The 17,670-nt window shown below is 70.5% G+C and carries 19 protein-coding genes and 1 pseudogene; 16 read left to right on the top strand and 4 right to left on the bottom strand.

The genetic code is table 11. The annotated features are described in order from the left end of the window. Positions 1–47 precede the first annotated feature (47 nt). The 6 genes from AB0M35_RS08090 (at position 48) to AB0M35_RS08065 (ending at position 4,401) form a co-directional block, all read left to right on the top strand. Positions 48–497, top strand: coding sequence for an NUDIX domain-containing protein (locus AB0M35_RS08090; RefSeq protein WP_363742913.1), 450 nt, complete (start codon positions 48–50; stop codon positions 495–497). Next, positions 494–1,276 (top strand): hypothetical protein, encoded by a 783-nt coding sequence (locus AB0M35_RS08085; protein ID WP_363742910.1) that lies wholly within the window; start codon positions 494–496, stop codon positions 1,274–1,276. Before AB0M35_RS08090 ends, AB0M35_RS08085 begins: the two co-directional genes overlap by 4 nt. A gap of 71 nt (positions 1,277–1,347) precedes the next feature. Next, on the top strand, positions 1,348–2,079 hold the full coding sequence (locus AB0M35_RS08080; RefSeq protein WP_363743051.1) for a phosphocholine cytidylyltransferase family protein: 732 nt from the start codon (positions 1,348–1,350) through the stop codon (positions 2,077–2,079). Beyond that, complete coding sequence (locus AB0M35_RS08075) at positions 2,067–3,134, top strand: iron-containing alcohol dehydrogenase family protein (RefSeq protein ID WP_363742908.1); 1,068 nt, start codon at positions 2,067–2,069, stop codon at positions 3,132–3,134. Before AB0M35_RS08080 ends, AB0M35_RS08075 begins: the two co-directional genes overlap by 13 nt. Then, positions 3,118–3,831 (top strand): CDP-alcohol phosphatidyltransferase family protein, encoded by a 714-nt coding sequence (locus tag AB0M35_RS08070; protein ID WP_363742906.1) that lies wholly within the window; start codon positions 3,118–3,120, stop codon positions 3,829–3,831. Before AB0M35_RS08075 ends, AB0M35_RS08070 begins: the two co-directional genes overlap by 17 nt. Positions 3,832–4,053: 222 nt before the next feature. Beyond that, on the top strand, positions 4,054–4,401 hold the full coding sequence (locus AB0M35_RS08065; RefSeq protein ID WP_363742904.1) for a hypothetical protein: 348 nt from the start codon (positions 4,054–4,056) through the stop codon (positions 4,399–4,401). 196 nt (positions 4,402–4,597) lie between these two features. Here AB0M35_RS08065 and AB0M35_RS08060 read toward each other — a convergent pair whose 3' ends face one another. From AB0M35_RS08060 to AB0M35_RS08050, 3 genes and pseudogenes are all read right to left on the bottom strand, one after another. Continuing rightward, on the bottom strand, positions 4,598–4,795 hold the full coding sequence (locus tag AB0M35_RS08060; RefSeq protein WP_363742902.1) for a DUF397 domain-containing protein: 198 nt from the start codon (positions 4,793–4,795) through the stop codon (positions 4,598–4,600). Between the two features lie 8 nt (positions 4,796–4,803). After that, a complete protein-coding gene (locus AB0M35_RS08055) occupies positions 4,804–4,989 on the bottom strand; it encodes a Scr1 family TA system antitoxin-like transcriptional regulator (protein ID WP_363743049.1) in 186 nt (61 codons plus the stop codon). A 112-nt stretch (positions 4,990–5,101) separates the two neighbouring features. Then, positions 5,102–5,473, bottom strand: a pseudogene (locus AB0M35_RS08050) (glycosyl transferase family 1); the annotation flags it as partial. Here AB0M35_RS08050 and AB0M35_RS08045 point away from each other — a divergent pair. The 3 genes from AB0M35_RS08045 (at position 5,471) to AB0M35_RS08035 (ending at position 6,691) form a co-directional block, all read left to right on the top strand. After that, positions 5,471–5,596 carry a hypothetical protein gene (locus tag AB0M35_RS08045; RefSeq protein WP_363743065.1) on the top strand — a complete coding sequence of 42 codons (126 nt, stop codon included), beginning with the start codon at positions 5,471–5,473 and terminating at the stop codon, positions 5,594–5,596. The pseudogene AB0M35_RS08050 and the gene AB0M35_RS08045 sit on opposite strands and share 3 nt — an antisense overlap. 332 nt (positions 5,597–5,928) lie before the next feature. Then, positions 5,929–6,255: a hypothetical protein gene (locus tag AB0M35_RS08040; RefSeq protein WP_363742901.1), complete on the top strand. Its 327-nt coding sequence runs from the start codon at positions 5,929–5,931 to the stop codon at positions 6,253–6,255. A gap of 4 nt (positions 6,256–6,259) precedes the next feature. Then, entirely contained in the window at positions 6,260–6,691 is a 432-nt protein-coding gene (locus tag AB0M35_RS08035) for a hypothetical protein (RefSeq protein WP_363742899.1), read from the top strand. Positions 6,692–7,033: 342 nt separating this feature from the next. Here the strand turns inward: AB0M35_RS08035 and AB0M35_RS08030 are convergent, their stop codons facing one another. Next, positions 7,034–8,320 carry a glycosyltransferase gene (locus AB0M35_RS08030; protein ID WP_363742897.1) on the bottom strand — a complete coding sequence of 429 codons (1,287 nt, stop codon included), beginning with the start codon at positions 8,318–8,320 and terminating at the stop codon, positions 7,034–7,036. A gap of 24 nt (positions 8,321–8,344) precedes the next feature. On the opposite strand from AB0M35_RS08030, the gene AB0M35_RS08025 reads away from it, so the two are divergent. The 7 genes from AB0M35_RS08025 (at position 8,345) to AB0M35_RS07995 (ending at position 17,580) form a co-directional block, all read left to right on the top strand. Beyond that, positions 8,345–9,205: a DNA-formamidopyrimidine glycosylase family protein gene (locus AB0M35_RS08025; RefSeq protein ID WP_363742896.1), complete on the top strand. Its 861-nt coding sequence runs from the start codon at positions 8,345–8,347 to the stop codon at positions 9,203–9,205. Between the two features lie 265 nt (positions 9,206–9,470). After that, positions 9,471–11,042: a sugar transferase gene (locus tag AB0M35_RS08020; RefSeq protein WP_363743046.1), complete on the top strand. Its 1,572-nt coding sequence runs from the start codon at positions 9,471–9,473 to the stop codon at positions 11,040–11,042. Between the two features lie 44 nt (positions 11,043–11,086). Next, positions 11,087–12,313: a histidine kinase gene (locus tag AB0M35_RS08015; protein WP_363742894.1), complete on the top strand. Its 1,227-nt coding sequence runs from the start codon at positions 11,087–11,089 to the stop codon at positions 12,311–12,313. Further along, positions 12,310–13,083 (top strand): LytTR family DNA-binding domain-containing protein, encoded by a 774-nt coding sequence (locus AB0M35_RS08010; RefSeq protein WP_363742892.1) that lies wholly within the window; start codon positions 12,310–12,312, stop codon positions 13,081–13,083. The genes AB0M35_RS08015 and AB0M35_RS08010 overlap by 4 nt, the downstream gene beginning before the upstream one ends. Positions 13,084–13,207: 124 nt before the next feature. Then, a complete protein-coding gene (locus tag AB0M35_RS08005; RefSeq protein WP_363742890.1) occupies positions 13,208–15,289 on the top strand; it encodes a carboxypeptidase-like regulatory domain-containing protein in 2,082 nt (693 codons plus the stop codon). A 265-nt stretch (positions 15,290–15,554) separates the two neighbouring features. Beyond that, a complete protein-coding gene (locus tag AB0M35_RS08000) occupies positions 15,555–15,938 on the top strand; it encodes a hypothetical protein (RefSeq protein WP_363743044.1) in 384 nt (127 codons plus the stop codon). Between the two features lies 1 nt (position 15,939). Beyond that, entirely contained in the window at positions 15,940–17,580 is a 1,641-nt protein-coding gene (locus AB0M35_RS07995) for a cation acetate symporter (RefSeq protein ID WP_363742887.1), read from the top strand. Positions 17,581–17,670 lie beyond the last annotated feature (90 nt).

The following is a 17,670-nucleotide window of genomic DNA, read 5'->3' as shown; positions in this document are numbered from 1 at the left end:
CATGGCGGGGGTGGGGGCGGGTGGGGTGGGGCGGTTACTGTTTCCGAGTGCCCACCGAGCCGCTGCGCTGCGCCGGAGCGCTGATCGTCGACCCCGAGGGACGCCTCTTCTTCCAGCGCCGCTCGCCGCACCGCCGCCTCTTCCCCAACTGCTGGGACATCGTCGGCGGCCACCTCGAACCGGGCGAGACCGTCGAGGAGGCCCTGCGTCGGGAGGTCACCGAGGAGACCGGCTGGCAGGTGGCGGAGATCCTCGGCCCGGTCGGTGAGTACCGCTACGTCGGCGACGACGGCCTGGCCCGGATCGAGTCCGACTGGTTGGTCCGGGTCGACGGTGACCTGGCCAGACCGGTGCTGGAGGCCGGCAAGCACACCGAGTACCGCTGGCTCGGGCCCGACGACGTCGACCTGCTGGACGAGCACCGCCACGTCAACGACGGCCTGATCCGTCGGATCGCGGAGCGGGCTTTCGCCGTGCTGCGGTCGACGTCTCCGTGAGCGACAGCGTCGGGCTGGCCCCGCACCGGTTCGCCGCGCTGATCGCGCCCGCCGTCGACCGGGTCTGCGTCGCCGCCGTACAGGCCGGCCAGGACGGCGGTGGGGCCGAACTGAGCCAGCGGTACGGCGGTCAGGCGGCCACTGGTTTCCTGGTGGAGTTGCGTACCCGACTGACCGAACCCGGCGGCACGGTCGACGGCCCCGGTTTCGCCGCCGTCACCCGGTACCGGGACCCGGCCGCCTGCCGTCGGGCGGTGGACCGGCACGTCGCGTACGGGATGGTCCACCGCCGGCCGGACGGCACGCTGGCCGCCACCGAGCGCGGCGCCGCCTTCCTCGCCGAGCTGTACCAGGTGCACGCCGAGGTGGCCGAGGAACTCTGGGCCGGGCACGAGGAGCGGGTGCTCCGGCTCGCCGCCACGGCCGGTCACCTGGTGGCCGCCGCATTGGCGTCGGGAGGCGACCCGGTATCCGACGGCGGGCCCGGCTGCGGCTCGGCGTTCACCGCGCTCGCTCCCCCGTACGAGCCCGACGGCACCCCGGCCGGCGTACTGCTGCTCAACCGGCTCAGCGCGCTCCGGCACCACCGCGCCGACGCGCACGCCCACGCGTGGGGCGCCGCCGGGCACACCGCCGCGAGCATCGTCGAACTGCCCGACGGGCCACAACGGCGGGCCATCGAGCTGGAGACCGACCGCCGCGCTGCCGGGCCGTACGCCACACTGACCGCGGCGCAACGGCTGGACACGCTCGCCGACCTGGCGGCACTGCCCGGCTGAGCCGACAGCATCCCGACGGGCGGCGCTATCCTCCTTCGGTGAACGCCGTGAAGACAGAGACTGATACCGGCATGGTCGGGATGGTGCTGGCAGCTGGTGCCGGTCGCCGGCTCCGCCCGTACACCGACACCCTGCCGAAGGCGCTGGTGCCGGTGGACGGCGAGATCACCATCCTCGACATCGCGCTGCGCAACCTGGCCGAGGTGGGACTCACGGACGTCGTGGTGGTGGTCGGCTACGCCGCGGACGCCGTCCGGGAACGTCAGGCCGAGCTGGAGCGCAGGTACGGCGTCACGATCACCCTCGTGCACAACGACAAGGCCGAGGAGTGGAACAACGCGTACTCCCTCTGGCTGGCCCGGGACTGGTTCGCCCGGGGGGTCCTGCTGGTCAACGGTGACACGGTGCATCCGGTGAGCGTGGAGAAGACGCTGCTGGCCGAGCGCGGTCCCGGTGTCCTGCTGGCGATCGACAACATCAAGCCGCTGGCCGAGGAGGAGATGAAGACCACCTTCGACGCCGCCGGCCAGCTCACCCGGATCACCAAGCTGATGGAGCCGGCCGAGGCGTACGGCGAGTACATCGGGGCCACGTTGATCGAGCCGCAGGTGGCCGAGGCGCTCGCCGACGCGCTGGAGGCGACCTGGCGGCGCGACCCGAACCTGTACTACGAGGACGGGTACCAGGAGTTCGCCGATCGTGGCGGCGAGGTCCGGGCCGCCCCGATCGGCGACGTGTCCTGGGTCGAGGTCGACAACCACGACGACCTGGCCCGGGCTCGGGAGATCGCGTGCCACTACTAGCCCGTACGGTCGCGACGCCGCTGTCGATCGAGGTCCGCCGCGGCGCGGTGGCGGACCTCGGCGCGCTGCTGGCCGATCGGCGGATCTCCGGCGGCGGCGACGTCGCGGTGGTGGTCGGCCCCGGGCAGGGCGAGAAGATCGTCGAGCTGTGCCGGCCCTCGCTCGGCTCGGCCGACATCTTCACCGTCAGCGGCGGCAGCGTCGACTCGGCGAACGAGCTGGGTGACCAGCTCCGGCGACGGCACTACGACGCGGTCGTCGGCATCGGTGGCGGTAAGACCATCGACACGGCCAAGTACGCCGCCACCCGATACGCCCTCCCGATGGTCACCGTGGCGACCAGCCTCGCCAACGACGGCATCGCCTCCCCGGTGGCTTCGCTGACCCACGAGGGCGGCAAGGGCTCGTACGGCGTGCACATCCCGATCGCCGTCCTGGTCGACCTCGACTTCGTGGAGAACGGGCCGGATCGGCAGACCCAGGCCGGCATCGGCGACGCGGTGAGCAACCTGAGCGCCTGCGCCGACTGGGAGCTGGCCCATCAGGTACGCGACGAGCCGATCGACGGGTTGGCCCTCACGCTGGCCCGGACCGGGGCTGAGGCCCTGGTCAACCACCCCGGCAAAATCACCGATGACGGCTTCCTGACCACGCTGGCCGAGGCGCTGATCCTGGGCGGCATCTCGATGTCGATCTGCGGTTCCAGCCGGCCGGCCAGCGGCGGCGACCACGAGATCTCGCACGCCATCGACCACCTCTACCCGGGCACCGGCTCGCACGGTGAGCAGGTCGGCCTGGGCGCGCTGTTCTGCACCTTCCTCCGCGGCGACCTGGAACGCTTCGGCCAGCTCGCCCGCTGCCTGCACCGGCACGGCCTCTCCACCCGGCCGGGCGACCTGGGCCTCACCGACGAGCAGTTCGTCGAGGCGGTCGCCTATGCCCCGCGTACCCGGCCGGACCGCTACACGATCCTCGAACATCTCGCGCTGCCCGCTGAAGACCTACATACCCGGCTGGGAGACTACGTTGACGCCCTCCGTGAGCACCTTGGCTGAGCCATCCCACCCCACCGTCGCCGACTTCCACCGGGTCAACCGGGGCGGCGGCCTGTTCAGCGAGTCGATCAGTCAGTGGATCGGTGCGGTCTTCGCGCTGGTCGCCCAGCGACTCGGGCTCCGGCCGACCGCGCTGACCATCACCAACCTGGTGCTCGGGCTGGCCACCTCGGTCACCGTGGTCGCCCTCGCCGGCCCTGTCGCCGCCGGGGACGTACCGGCCTGGGTGGTCGGACTGCTCGCGCTGGTCGGCTGGCAGGTGGCGTACGCCCTGGACTGCGCCGACGGCCAGTTGGCCCGGGTGACCGGTCAGGGCAGTGCGGCGGGCGCCCGGGTCGACGTGCTCTGTGACGTGGCGGCCCAGATCGCCCTGGTGGCTGCATTGGCGGCGACTGCGGTGGCGCAGCGCCCCTCGACCCCGGTCTGGTTGGTCGCCGCCTTCGCCGGCACCTGGATGGTCAACCTGGTCACCTCGGTGATGCAGTCCGGCCCGAACGCGGCCAGCATGGTCACCTCCACCTCGCTGCCCGTACGCCTGGTCAAGCTGGTCCGCGACTACGGCGCGGTGATCTTCGCCGCCGCCCTGGTGCTGGCCGTCGCTCCGGCGCTGGTGTTCTGGGTTCTCGTGGCGTTCACCGTGGTCAACGGCGGGTTCCTGCTGGCCAGCATCGCCTTCTCCGCCCGCGCTTCGCTATGAGACGCGTCGGGTAGCGGGCTGGTCCACCGGCTAATCACCGCGCGGGTGTGAGGTTTCAGGGCAGCCCGATCCGGTCCAGGATGCTTTCGCTGCGCCAACTTTGAGGTGATCGACAATTGTTGACACCTCAATCAACGCCTGGGAAGATCCCATAGATGGAGATCGCTTCCTGTCGAAGCGGATGTCATCTCTTCCCACACCACCCCACCCTTGGGAGACCTCATGCGCAAAACCGCCAAGCGGATTGCCTCGGTTCTCGCCGCCGCAGCCCTGACCACCACTCTGGCCGCCGCGCCCGCAGCCGCCACCACACCGGAGCGGGAGCCGTTCAAGGTGCCCGACCAGGGCTTGGTCATGTACACCGCGAACAGCGCCTATGTGGTCGCCCGACACACCGCAGTCGATGACCTCTGCCACCCGATGCAGGACGCGGTCACCTTGATCGCCTGGTCCCCCGTGTACGCCGTCGCCTACGCGAGTGACGACTGCACCGGCTACGGATTGGGCCTCAGCGCCTGGCAGGGCTGGAGCCCCGGCGTATTCCTCTCCTACAAGCTCACCTCGTACTAGCCCACCCCACCCGCCCCCGCCCACCTCGCCCCGCCCACCTCGCCCCGTTGATCATGAGGTTGTCGGCAGTCAAGGAGATCAACTTCGCCGTCAACCTCATGGTCAACCACTTCGCGCGCCGACCGGTGGGGTGGGCATGGGGAATGCAGAGTGCCCCGACTCGCGGGTGGGAGTCGGGGCACTTGGAGAGGGCGCGCTAGCTAATCTTGAGGGAGTCGACGAACCTGCGCCAGTCGTGGTCGGTGAAGGCCAGCGTGGGGCCGAACTTGTCCTTGCTGTCCCGGACGGCGACAACGCCGGGCAGGTTGTCCGCAACCTCAACGCAGGCACCACCGTTAGCGTCGCTGCGGGTGGACTTGCGCCACACCGCGCCGGTGAGGTCCGGGTTCGACATGTCAGCCCCTACTTGATCTCGTCAGCGATTCGCAGGATGAGCCTGCGGGACTCTGCCGGCCCCAGCGCCGCAGCTTGAAGGCGACCCCACAGCCGAGTGTAGGCGCGGACAGCCTCGGGGCTGTCGAGGTAATCCGCGTCCGTGAACGTCTCCAGGTAGATGACGTCCGAGGCGACTTCCTCCCCGAACCGCAGGATGATGGCCGCTGCGGTGCGTGAGGTGGCCTAGCGGGTGATCGACTCCGTTACGCCGTAGTGGCGGTATCCCACCCGTCCGGATCCCGCCGTTTCGGCGTAACGGAGTCGATCAACGGTGGGCGAGGTCGGCGTACACGGCTAGGAGTTGCTTGGTGACCACGTCGGGGTGGAAGACCCGTTCGTAGCGGGCTCGGGCGGGGGCGGCCAGCGCGGCGGCGAGCGCCGCCGGCTCCGGCGGAACCACCCAACCGGCCCCACCGGCAAGGACCCCGGCCGGCAGAGCGGACGCCACCCCGGACGCACCGCCCGGCCCGCCGGGGCTGGGTGGTGCGGAGGCCGAGGCGATCACGGCCGGGCCGGTGCCGGCGGGTTCCCGGGGGGTGTCCGCGCCGATCAGGTACGGGATGCCGCCCAACGCCGTGCCCAGGACCGGGCGACCGCTGGCCAACGCCTCGATGATCACGGTCGGCAGCAGGTCATGGCCGCCCTCCGCAACGCCGCCATCAGCGCACTCCGCACCGCCGGCGTCACCAACATCGCCGCCGCCAACCGACATCACGCCCGCGACAGCACCCGCCCACTGGCACTACTCGGCATCACCTGACGACTTTGCCGGGGCCCTGCCTGACCACTCTGGAGGCAGCCGCGTCGGTCAACTCTTGTCGGGTACAAACTCCGTGGCCAACGGCGGATCATGCGTGCGCCCTGCGGTTCTGCAACCCGGCAAGGGTACGAGCGGTGTCCTGTGATGGTTCTCAGCTGACCTGAGACGGCGACCGCCGTGCGGCGAAAGGTCCGACCGCATCGCCGTACGGCTACCTTGCCTGAACCCTGCTCCCAATTCTTGATTGTCGCATACCCGACAGCCGCCGCCGCATTATTCACGGGATATGGTCCATTGACGAGCATCACTGGCGTACCTGAAAGAGGTATACTTTGACGGACGTCGAACTCGACGTCTTCTCCGGAAGGCCGAATCCCCGTTGGACCCTCTCCGCCACCCAACGTGCTCACCTGATCGACCAACTTCGAGCTGGCTCGGTGCCCCTGCTGTCGGCGGCGGCGGGCGAGTCGCGCCTCGGCTACCGGGGTTTCGTCCTGCGATTCGATCCGGAGGAACTGCGCCTACTCGGCGTGCCGGCAACCACCAACCGCGACAACTCAGGGAACATCATCGTGGCGCCCGTGACCGCGAATCGGGGAAACTACAACACGGGCGGACGTCTCGTATGGGGTGCCGGCGACATGGTATCAGTAAGATGACACCATGATCCGATCGAAGAAGGCCATCTCAGCCATACTCGCGCTGACAATGATCGGGCTATCCGCATGCGGCCCGTCCGACAAGGCGGGCTCGGCAGATCCATACAAAGTTCTGGTTGATCTCTACTCGGGCAAAGAGAGCCCCGAGGTCAGTCTGAATACGCAGGTAGCCGACGATCTTTACAGCCAGGTGAATGGCCGGACCGGCGAGTTCGTTGAAACTGACGAACCGGAGCCGACGCTCGGATTCCGGGGATTCCTCGTGACACCCGCCGACGACGCACTGCCAACCCTGCGGATCACCCAGACCGACGTCTACACGATCGATGGCGCCGATCGACGACGACTCGCCGACCCCGGGGGGCACTACTACAAGCTGGTGCTCGACGACATCAGTGGAGATCTCCCACAGGAGGTCCTCAACGCTCTGCCCTGACACGCTCTCCAGCACGAAGAGAGGTTAAGAATGGCGAACGCGATCACCAGGCGGCAGCTCATCGTCTCGGTGGCCATGACGGGGGCCGCCCTCGCGCTGCCCACTTCGGCGGCTGCTCAGTCAAGCGAACGGACCGCTCACCCGACCCACCAACTGGAGACGTGGCTGCTCGGAACCTGCCCCAAGTAGGCACACCAGGCCTCTCGCGCAGGTTGTGGGCCTCCGCTCACCCTCGTTGATCATGAGGTTAGCGTCCCCGAGGAGATCAACTTCGCCGTCAACCTCATAATCAACGATGAGAGGTGGCCGGCCGGGGTCGGCCGTTGGGGTGGGTGGGGTGGTTCAGGGCTGGGCTAGGTCGGCGTACACGGCGAGGAGCTGCTTGGTGACCACGTCGGGGTGGAAGACCCGCTCGTAGCGGGACCGGGCAGCACCGGCGAGCGCGGCGGCACCGGCTGCGGCCAGCGGCAGCGCGGCGGCGAGCGCCGCCGGCTCCGGCGGAACCACCCAACCGGCCCCACCGGCAAGGACCCCGGCCGGCAGAGCGGACGCCACCCCGGACGCACCGCCCGGCCCGCCGGGGCTGGGTGGTGCGGAGGCCGAGGCGATCACGGCCGGGCCGGTGCCGGCGGGTTCCCGGGGGGTGTCCGCGCCGATCAGGTACGGGATGCCGCCCAACGCCGTGCCCAGGACCGGGCGACCGCTGGCCAACGCCTCGATGATCACGGTCGGCAGTACGTCGTGCCAGGTGGAGGTGGCCAGCACCACGGCGCTCGCGGCCAGTGCCGAGCGGACCCCGGCCCGGTTCAGCGGGCCCAGGAAGGTCACGTCGGCGCGTTCGGCGGCCGCCGCCTCGACCATCGGACGCAGCTCACCGTCACCGGCCACCCGCAGCGGCCCCAGGGCCCCGTCCGGATGCCGACGCCACGCCTCCAGCAGCAGACCGAGGCCCTTCTCCGGGGAGAGTCGGCCGAGGAAGAGGAAGCCCTGGCCGAGGGGGGCGGGGGTGCCCGGATCGGGAATGCCGTTCGGCTTCACCACGATCCGAGAATCCGGGATGCCGTAGTCGCGCAGATGGTCGGCGACCGCGCTGGTCAGGGCGATGAACCGGTCCACCGACTTCCAGGTGCCCCGGTGCACGGCCAGGGTGGTGGCCATCAGGGCGCTCTGCGCCCGGGACCCCCGGTAGCAGCGGTGCACCACGGCCGGCACCCCCAGGGTCCGGCCCCGGCAGTCCTGACAGATCACCCCGTCACGGAAGTACAGCCCGGAGGAGCAGACCTGGCGGTAGTTGTGCACCGTCTGCACCACCGGCACCCCGTGCTTGTGCGCGGTCCGCACCACCCAAGGGGAGAGCAAGGGGTACGGGTTGTGCAGGTGCAGCACATCCGGCCGGTGCTCGGTGAGCAGCCGGGACAGGTCGGCCTGCGCCTTCGGGGCGTACATCGGGGAGATCGGCAGCAGGGCCTTAGCCGCCTTCGACATCGACGGGATCTCGTCCGAGCTGCGCAGGAAGGGCAGCACCTGCACACCGGCGGCGGTGAGCTGGGCGATCTCCGCGTCGACGATGGTGTTCTCACCGGAGGGCTGAGCTTCCCGGTACCGGTTGTGCGCCACCACAATCTTCACGGGAAAGAAGGCTACCGTTGGACGATGCCCGAACTACCGGAGGTGGAGGCGCTCGCGGGTTACCTGCGGCAGCGCGCGGTGGGCCGCCGCGTCGACCGGATGGAGGCCGCCGCGATCAGCGCCCTGAAGACGTACGATCCGGCGCTCACCGCCGTCACCGGTCGACCGGTGACCGACGCCCGCCGGCACGGCAAGTTCCTCGACATCGTCTTCGACGGTGATCTGCATCTGGTGGTGCACCTGGCCCGGGCCGGCTGGCTGCACTACCGGGAGGCGTTCGCCTCGACCGTCCCGCTTCGTCCGGGTAAGGGCCCGGTCGCGCTGCGGGTACGCCTCGACGACGGTTCCGGATTCGACCTGACCGAGGCCGGTACGCAGAAGAAACTCGCCGTCTACCTGGTGACCGATCCGCAGGCGGTGCCCGGGGTCGCCAAGCTCGGGCCGGACGCGCTCGCGGCCGACCTCGCCGCGTTCGCCGGGGCGTTGCGCAGTCGCCGGGGGCAGGTGAAGGGGGTGCTCACCGATCAGGCGGTGCTGGCCGGGGTGGGCAACGCGTACTCGGACGAGATCCTGCACGCGGCGAGGCTGTCCCCGTTCGCCCTGACCGACCGGCTCACCGACGATCAGATGGCGGCCCTGCACGCGGCCACCCGGCGGGTGCTCGGCGACGCGGTCACCCGCTCGCTGGGGCAGCGGGCCGCAGAGTTGAAGGGCGAGAAGCGGTCCGGGCTGAAGGTGCACGCCCGTACCGGACTGCCCTGCCCGGTGTGCGGCGACACCGTACGTGAGGTCTCCTTCGCCGATTCCAGCCTCCAGTACTGCCCGACCTGTCAGACCGGCGGCAAACCCCTTGCTGACCGAAGGCTGTCCAAACTTGTACGGTGAGTAACGACACGCTTGACTACGGAGCGGAATCGGACGCGGGGTGCGCAACCACGGTCCGGCACTCTTCCCGGGCCGCCATCCATCGGTATAGTGGCTCGGTCCCCGGCTTCCGGATGGTGTGGAGCCGGCCAGATCCCAGGCGAACACGAGTCCGTCACGCAATGTCCCTCGGGTCGGCGTCGAGACGGAATCCGCGTGGGAAACTGGAACGGTGGGCGACTCGGGCCCTTACGGCGAGTAAGCGGTGCGGGTCATGCGGGAGGACATGGGTGAGGTGACGACAAGCCTCCAGCGCCCGGTAACCAACGAAGGCCGGAGCAGACTCGTGCGGCACGTCGACAGCTTCGAGATCCAGCCGCCGGACCCGCCGTCACACAACGGCGTACCCCGCTCGGCGTGGGCACGAGCCCGGCGACGCGTCTCCCGTTGGCACCGGCCCTACACTGCGATCCTGCTGCTGCTCGACTTCGCGGCGGCGGCCTTCGCCAGCTTCACCGCGATCCGCACCTTCGACCAGGCCACCGCCGGTTTCCACACGGCTCAGGACGACCCGACCTGGTTCTACACGGTCGCCTTCCTGCTGCTGCCGCTGGGCTGGCTGGTCATCCTGTGGTTCAACGGCGCCTATGACCGGCGTTGTCTCGGTCTGGGGCCGGACGAGTTCAAACGGGTGATCCGGGCCGGCGTGGCGGTCTGCGCGGCGGTGTCGTTCCTCGCCTTCGCCACCAAGACCGACCTGTCCCGGTTCACCGTCGGCACCGCCCTGCTGCTGGCCCTGCTGTTGATCCTGCTGGGCCGGATCCTGACCCGTTTCGTGCTGCACGTGACGCGCCGCAACACCCAGCAGGCGGCACACCGGATGGTGCTGGTCGGCACCCTGCCGGAATGCCTTGAGGTCTACACGGCGGTCACCCGCAACCCCGCTGCCGGGCTGGTGCCCGTCGCCATCCACATCACCGACGGTTACGCGGCGGCCAAGGGGGTGCAGACCCCGGTGCCGGTCTACGCCGGCCGTGACGTGCTGGCGCTGGTCCGGGAGGTGGGCGGGGACACGATCGCGGTCTGCGGCTCGGCCAGCGCCGAGCCGGGCGAGCTGCGCCGGCTGGCCTGGCAGTTGGAGGGCTCCGGCGTCGACCTGGTGGTGGCGCCGCAGCTGACCGACATCGCCGGTCCTCGGGTGCACATCCGCCCGATCGAGGGTCTGCCGCTGCTGCACGTCGAGGAGCCCACCCTGTCCGGGCCGGCGCTGCTGGCCAAGAACATGATGGACCGGATCGCCGCCGGCCTGGGTCTGCTGGTGCTGATCCCGGTCTTCATCGCCATCGCCATCGCCATCCGGATCTCCGACCCCGGCCCGGTCTTCTTCCGCCAGCCCCGGGTGGGGCACGAGGGACGCACGTTCCGGGTGTGGAAGTTCCGCACCATGTACGTCGACGCGGAGGACCGGCTGGCCAGCCTGGTCGACCAGAACGAGACCGACGGCATGCTGTTCAAGATGAAGCAGGATCCCCGGGTCTTCCCGGTGGGCCGCTTCCTGCGCGGCTCGTCGCTGGACGAGCTGCCGCAGCTGATCAACGTGCTGATGGGCGAGATGTCCCTGGTAGGGCCGCGGCCCCTACCCGCCGACGACGGCGACTTCCTCGGCGACGTACGGCGCCGGCTGCTGGTCCGCCCCGGGATGACCGGGTTGTGGCAGGTGTCCGGCCGCTCCGACCTGTCCTGGGACGAGGCGGTCCGGCTGGACCTCTACTACGTCGACAACTGGTCGCTGGCGTACGACCTGAGCATCCTGTGGCGCACGGTGGGCGTGGTGCTGGCGCGCAAGGGCGCGTACTGAATCACCTCTTTCCCCATGCCGCCGCAACCAGCAGGATCATCGACGTGGGTGGCAACCTCTCGGCCGTCATCGGAGTCCTGGCGCTGGTCATCGCGCTGACCGGGGCGCTGGTCGCGGTCGCTCGGCTGCGTGGCCGGCGGGGCATCGCCACAGCCAGCCAGCGGGCCACCTACGAGGTGCTGCACACCACCGGGCTGGCTGCCGAGCCGCTGCGCGCCGGACTGAGTCCGGCGGGCGCCGCGAAGGCGGCCCGGCACCTGCGCACCCTGGTCGGCGCGGCGGGGTTGGCGTTGACCGATACCGAGGAGGTGCTCGCCCTCGACGGGCGCGGCGCGCACCACGGTGAGCAACTGCTCGCGGCGGCCCGGCGGGTGGTGGCCACCGAGCGGTCCACCGTCCTCGGCGAGGCGGAGTTGTTCTGCGACCGCATCGACTGCCCGGTACGCGGGGCGGTGGTGGCGCCGATGGCCGGCACGGAGGGCCGGGTGGCCGGTGCCCTGATCGCGGTCACCGACGGCGTGCCCGGACCAGGTCTGGTGCAGGCCACCCTGGAGACCGCACGCTGGGCGGGCAGCCAGCTCGCCCTGGCCGAGTTGGACTCTTCCCGCCAGCGGCTGGCCCGGGCCGAGGTCCGCGCGCTCCGGGCGCAGATCAGCCCGCACTTCATCTACAACGCGCTGACCGCGATCGGCTCGTTCGTCCGCACCGACCCGGAGCGGGCGCGGGAGCTGATCCTGGAGTTCGCCGAGTTCACCCGCTACTCGTTCCGGGCCCATGGTGAGTTCACCACGTTGGCCGAGGAGCTTCGGTCGATCGACCGGTACCTGACCATCGAGCGGGCCAGGTTCGGTGATCGGCTTCAGGTGCGGCTTCAGATCGCCCCGGAGGTGCTGCCGGTGACCCTGCCCTTCCTGTGCCTCCAGCCGTTGGTCGAGAACGCCGTCCGGCACGGGTTGTCGCGCAAGCCCGGCACGGGCATGGTGAGCATCGAGGCGCGGGACGCGGGCGCCGAATGTCACATCACGGTGGAGGACGACGGAGTGGGGATGGATCCGGGCACACTGACCGCCGGGATCGCCGAGCTGGCCGGGGCCACCGGTGATCCGGGGGACGATCCGGGCCAGCACGTCGGCCTCTCGAACGTCGACGAACGACTCCGCTCGGTGTTCGGCAGCGACTTCGGCCTGGTGGTGGAGACGGGCGTGGGGTCGGGCACGAAGGTGAGCATGCGGGTGCCGAAGTTCCACCCCGGCGTACGGGCGCGTTCGTGACCGGCAACGGCGGTGCGCCGGGCTTCCTGCGGGTGCTGGCGGTGGACGACGAACCACCCGCCCTGGACGAGTTGGCGTACCACCTGCGGGCCGATGCCCGGGTGGCCCGGCTGCACACGGCCGGCGACGCCACCGAGGCGCTGCGGGTGCTCCGCGACGACGAGGTGGACGTGATCTTCCTGGACATCCGGATGCCTGGCCTGGACGGGATGGAGCTGGCCCGGGTGCTGCGCCAGTTCGCCCGGCCACCGGCGATCGTCTTCGTCACCGCGTACGACGACGGTGCCGCAGACGCCTTCGACCTGGGCGCCACCGACTACGTCCGCAAGCCGGTACGTGCCGAACGGCTGGCGGAGGCGCTGCGCCGGGTCGTCGGGTCTCGGGTCCTGCCGTCGCATCCGGCTGCCCTGGCCCGCGCCGAGGAGGACCCGACGATCCCCGTGGAGCTGGCCGGCTCCACCCGGATGCTGCCCCGCTCCGCCGTGCGCTGGGTGGAGGCGCAGGGCGACTACGCCCGGCTGCACACCGCGGAAGGCTCGCATCTGGTCCGGGTGTCCCTGGCGACGCTCGCCGACCGGTGGGCCGACGCGGGGTTCGTCCGGATCCACCGGTCCTACCTGGTGCAGTTGCGGCTGATCGCCGAGCTTCGACTGGTCAACTCCGGGTACGTGGTCGTGGTCGACGACGCGGAGCTGCCGGTGAGCCGACGACACACCCGGGAGCTGAAGGACAAGCTGGTCCGGGCCGCCAAGCAGGAATGGGGCCGCTGAGCGTCCACAGCAGACCAGACAGATCGGCGCTGGCCTATCCTCGTGGTGCCGATTCGATACGGGGCGCGGGTCGGCCGGGCAGGTGCCTGCACGGGTCGCCCCGCAGCCTCACGTTTGGACGCCCATGCAATTACCCCCCATCCGCCGGGCCGTACTGGCCGGCATCGCCGCGGTAGCCGTCGTGCTGCCCGGCGCCACCCCGGCCCTCGCCGCCACCACCGGAACGATCACTGGTCGGCTGACCACCAGCGCCGGCACCGCCGCCCCCGACGTTCCGGTCCTGGTATACCGAACCGGGAGCTACAACGTCATTGCGCAGACGTCCACCGACTCCCAGGGCAACTACACCCTCAACGGGTTGGCAGCGGGCTCGTACAGCGTGGGCTACCAACCCGCTGGTCGGCCGGAGCAGTACCACCGGCAGCAGCTCTATTCCTGGGACGCCGACCCCGTCATCGTGACGGCGGGCAACACCAGCACCGTCGACGAGCAACTGTTCGCCACCGGCACGATCACCGGTCGGATCATCGACAGCGTCGGCGAACCGGTGCCCGACCTGCGCGTCGAAGGCCAGGCCATCGGCGCCCCCACCTGGGGCAGCGCGCGCACCGACGACGACGGACGGTACGAGATGGCCGTCATCGCCGGCCGGTACCGGGTCAGCTTCGAGCCGGTGGCCGATTCGTACCAGGCCCAGTACGTGCCGGGGAAGATCGACGAGGACGAGGCCACCGTCTTCGAGGTGACCGCCGACGCGCAGATCGTGGCCGACGACACGGTGCTGCCGGTGGGCAACCTGTCGGGCCGGTTCACCACCGCCGACGGCCAGCCGCTGCGAGACGCGGACATCTCCGTGTACACGCCGAACATGCACACCGGCACCTGGACGCAGACCGACGCCGATGGGAGATTCGACGTCCAACTGCTCGCCGGGGCGTACCGGGTGGGCCTGTATGCGGGCGACCGGCAGCAGTACTACCGGGGACAGCTGGTGCCGGAACTCGCCGATCTGGTGACCGTGCACGGCGGTCAGCAGACCAGCATCACCGACGCCCTGCTCGGCACCGGCGCGCTGCGGATCCGGGCAGTCGACTCGGTCACCGGTGCTCCGGTGGCCAACTTCTGCGCCCACGAGCAGTGCAGCAACGGCACCGGCACGGTACTCATCCCGGATCTGCCGGAGGGCCGGCACGACATCTACCTGTACACGCCGGACCGCCGGTACTTCCCCCGGGAACGCACCGGCGTACGGGTACGGGCCGACCGGACCGCCGAGCTGACCATCAAGCTGCGCCCGGGAGCGGTCATCACCACCACCGTGGTCGACCGGCAGAGCGGGGCGCCCCTGCAGGGCGTGTGCCTCACGGCCTTCCTGGCCAAGCAGGTCACCCTGCCCGACACCAACTTCGAGTGCAGCGACCACAGCGGCCAGGTCAAGGTCGGGCCGCTGCGGGGCGGCGACCACAAGCTGTTCGTCGTGCCGCAGAACCTGACGTACGGCCGGCAGTGGGTCGGCCCGAACGGCGGCACCGGTGACGAGCGGGAGGCCGCCGTGGTCACCACCACGGTCGGTGCCGTGGCCACTGCTCCGACGGTGCAGCTCGACCGGGCGGGGCAGATCAGCGGCCAGGTCACCGACGCCCGGACCGGTGCCCCGCTGCGGAACGTCAGCGTGTCGGTGCTCACCGGCCACCCGGGCGTCGGCGCGGAGGACGCCCGCACCGACGATCAGGGTCACTACACCCTGACCCGGCTGGGCCCGTACGCGTGGCCGGTGGTTTTCAGCCGGCACGAGTACGCGACCGTCTGGTCGGGCGACGCGCCGAGCCGGTTCACCGCCGCACCGGTGACGGTCACCGCCAACTCGGCGGCCACCCTCGACGCGGCGATCAGCCCCGGCGTCGAGGTCACCGGCACCATCACGAACACCGAGGGCACTCCGTTCCGGAGCGGCTTCGTGCTCGCCCACAGCGTCGACACCGGTGACATCACGGGCAGCGGTTGGGTCTCCGACGGGCAGTTCACCATGCGTCTGACCGGCCGCCAGCGGATCTTCCTGAGCTACGACGTGCACCTCGTCGCCGACGGCGAGATGCACTCGGGCCGCTACCTGGTGACCGACCCCGAAGGGGTCCGTCGGCTGGCCCGGTTCACCGTGCCTGCGACTGGGTCGCTGAGCATCGACATGGCCATCCCGACCAGCTGAGTCGGGCGGGAAGGGGGTGGTGGCCATCCATGGTCGCCACCCCTGTCCACCGCTTCGTCCACAGGGTTCGCGGGTTATCCACAAGTTGTCCACAGCCGCTTGACATTCCCGTTAGGCGGACGAGACTGCCGGGGTGGCCGCCGAGGATTCACCACCGGCACCCCGCCGATCCGAGCCAGCCGGAACCGCCGCGCCGCCGCCCCAGGCCGCACCGCCGCCCCGGGCTGCGGAGCCGCTTCAGGCTGCGGAGCCGGCTGACGCGCAGTTGCGCGGATCGGGGCCGCCTGCGCGTACCCGGGTGGTGCTGGCCGAGGTTTCCGGTCGGCGGCACCGGGCCGGCGGCACCCGTACCGAGCTGACCCAGCAGACCCGGGTCGGCGAGACGTTGATCCGCGGCCTGGTACGCGCCCAACTCGCGCTGGCCCTGCAACTGGCGGCGGTGGTCCTGGTCGGGCTGGGCGGGTTGCCCTGGCTGTTCGCCATCGCGCCCTCGGTGGGCCGGATGACCGTGCTCGGCGTCAACCTGCCCTGGCTGCTGCTCGGCGTGCTCTCCTTCCCGTTCCTGGTCGCGGTCGGCTGGACGTACGTGCGGCTGGCCGAACGCAACGAGCAGGACTTCACCGACCTGGTCCAGCGGCCGGAGCGCTGAGGTGAGCAACGACCTCGTCGTACCGGCGATCGTGGCGGTCACCCTGGTCACCCTCGGGATCGGCTTCTACGGGCTGCGGTTGGCCCGCACCACCTCCGACTTCCTGGTCGCCTCGCGGGTGGTCAGCCCGACCTGGAATGCCGCCGCGATCGGCGGCGAGTACCTCTCGGCGGCCAGCTTTCTCGGCGTCGCCGGGCTGATCCTCAAGTACGGCGTGGACGTGCTCTGGTATCCGGTCGGCTTCGCGGCCGGCTACCTGGCCCTGCTGCTGTTCGTCGCCGCGCCGCTGCGCCGCTCCGGCGCCTTCACCCTGCCCGACTTCTGCGAACTGCGGCTGGGCTCCCGCCGGCTGCGCACACTGGCCACCGTCTTCGTGATCTTCATCGGCTGGCTCTACCTGGTGCCCCAGTTGCAGGGCGCCGGGCTGACGCTGGCCACCCTGGCCGGTTCCCCGTACCCGGTGGGGGCCCTGGTGGTCGCCGTGGTGGTGACCGCCAACGTGGCGCTCGGCGGGATGCGGGCGGTCACCTTCGTGCAGGCATTCCAGTACTGGCTGAAACTGACCGCGCTCGCCGTACCTGCGATCTTCCTGGCTCTTCAGTGGCAGTCCGACGGGCGGCCGGCGGTGACTCCGCCCGACGGACCGACCTTCCGGACCGCGACGACCGTCGTGGTCGAGCACCGCGCCGTGCTCACCCTGCCCGACGGGCAGACCCGTCAGGTGCACCCCGGCGACGAGTTGACCTTCGCGGCGGGCGACCCAGTGCCGGAGGTGTCCGGGGTGGCCACCAACGCCTCCGACTGGTTGCTGCCGAGCACCGCCGGTGACGACGACCGGGGGCTGTTCGCCACGTACTCGCTGATCCTGGCAACCTTCCTGGGCACCATGGGACTGCCGCACGTACTGGTCCGCTTCTACACCAACCCGGACGGCACTGCGGCCCGCCGGACCACGCTGGTGGTGCTGGCCCTGGTCGGGGTGTTCTACCTGCTGCCCACGATCTACGGCGTACTGGGCCGGATCTACACTCCACAACTGCTGGTCAGCGGCCAGACCGACGCGGTGGTGGTGCTGCTGCCCGAAGCGGCGCTCGGCGCCGGGACCACCGGCCGGCTACTGGCCGCACTGGTCGCCGCCGGGGCGTTCGCGGCCTTCCTGTCCACCTCGTCCGGGCTACTCACCAGCGTCGCCGGAGTGATCTCCACAGACGTGCTCGGTCGTGGCTCGGTACGCGGCTTCCGGATCGCCACGGTGATCGCCGGCGGGGTGCCGCTGATCCTCGCCCTGAACGTCTCCGGGCTGGACGTCTCACAGGTGGTCGGGCTGGCCTTCGCCGTCGCCGCGTCCAGCTTCTGCCCGCTGCTGGTGCTCGGCATCTGGTGGCGTGGGCTCACCGACGCGGGCGCCGCCGCCGGAATCCTGGTCGGCGGCGGCGCGGCGGTGTCGGCGGTGCTGATCACCGTGCTCGGGCCGCCGCTGACCGGCTGGCCAGCCACGCTCACCGCACAGCCGGCCGCCTGGACGGTGCCGTTGGCCTTCACGGTCATGGTCGCGGTCTCCCTGGCCACCCGCGGGCGCACCCCCGCCGACACCGGTCGCACCATGCTCCGCCTACACGCCCCGGACAGCCTCCGTCTGTAAGGAAGGGCACCTTATTAACGCCTCGTGTATGGAAAGGGCCCCTTTTTAACACTTGCGGCGGATGCGCCTACGACTGCGGGATGAACTCGG

Source organism: Micromonospora sp. NPDC051196, assembly GCF_040682415.1.
Taxonomy (GTDB): domain Bacteria; phylum Actinomycetota; class Actinomycetes; order Mycobacteriales; family Micromonosporaceae; genus Micromonospora.
This window is presented reverse-complemented; position numbering and strand designations above follow the sequence as displayed.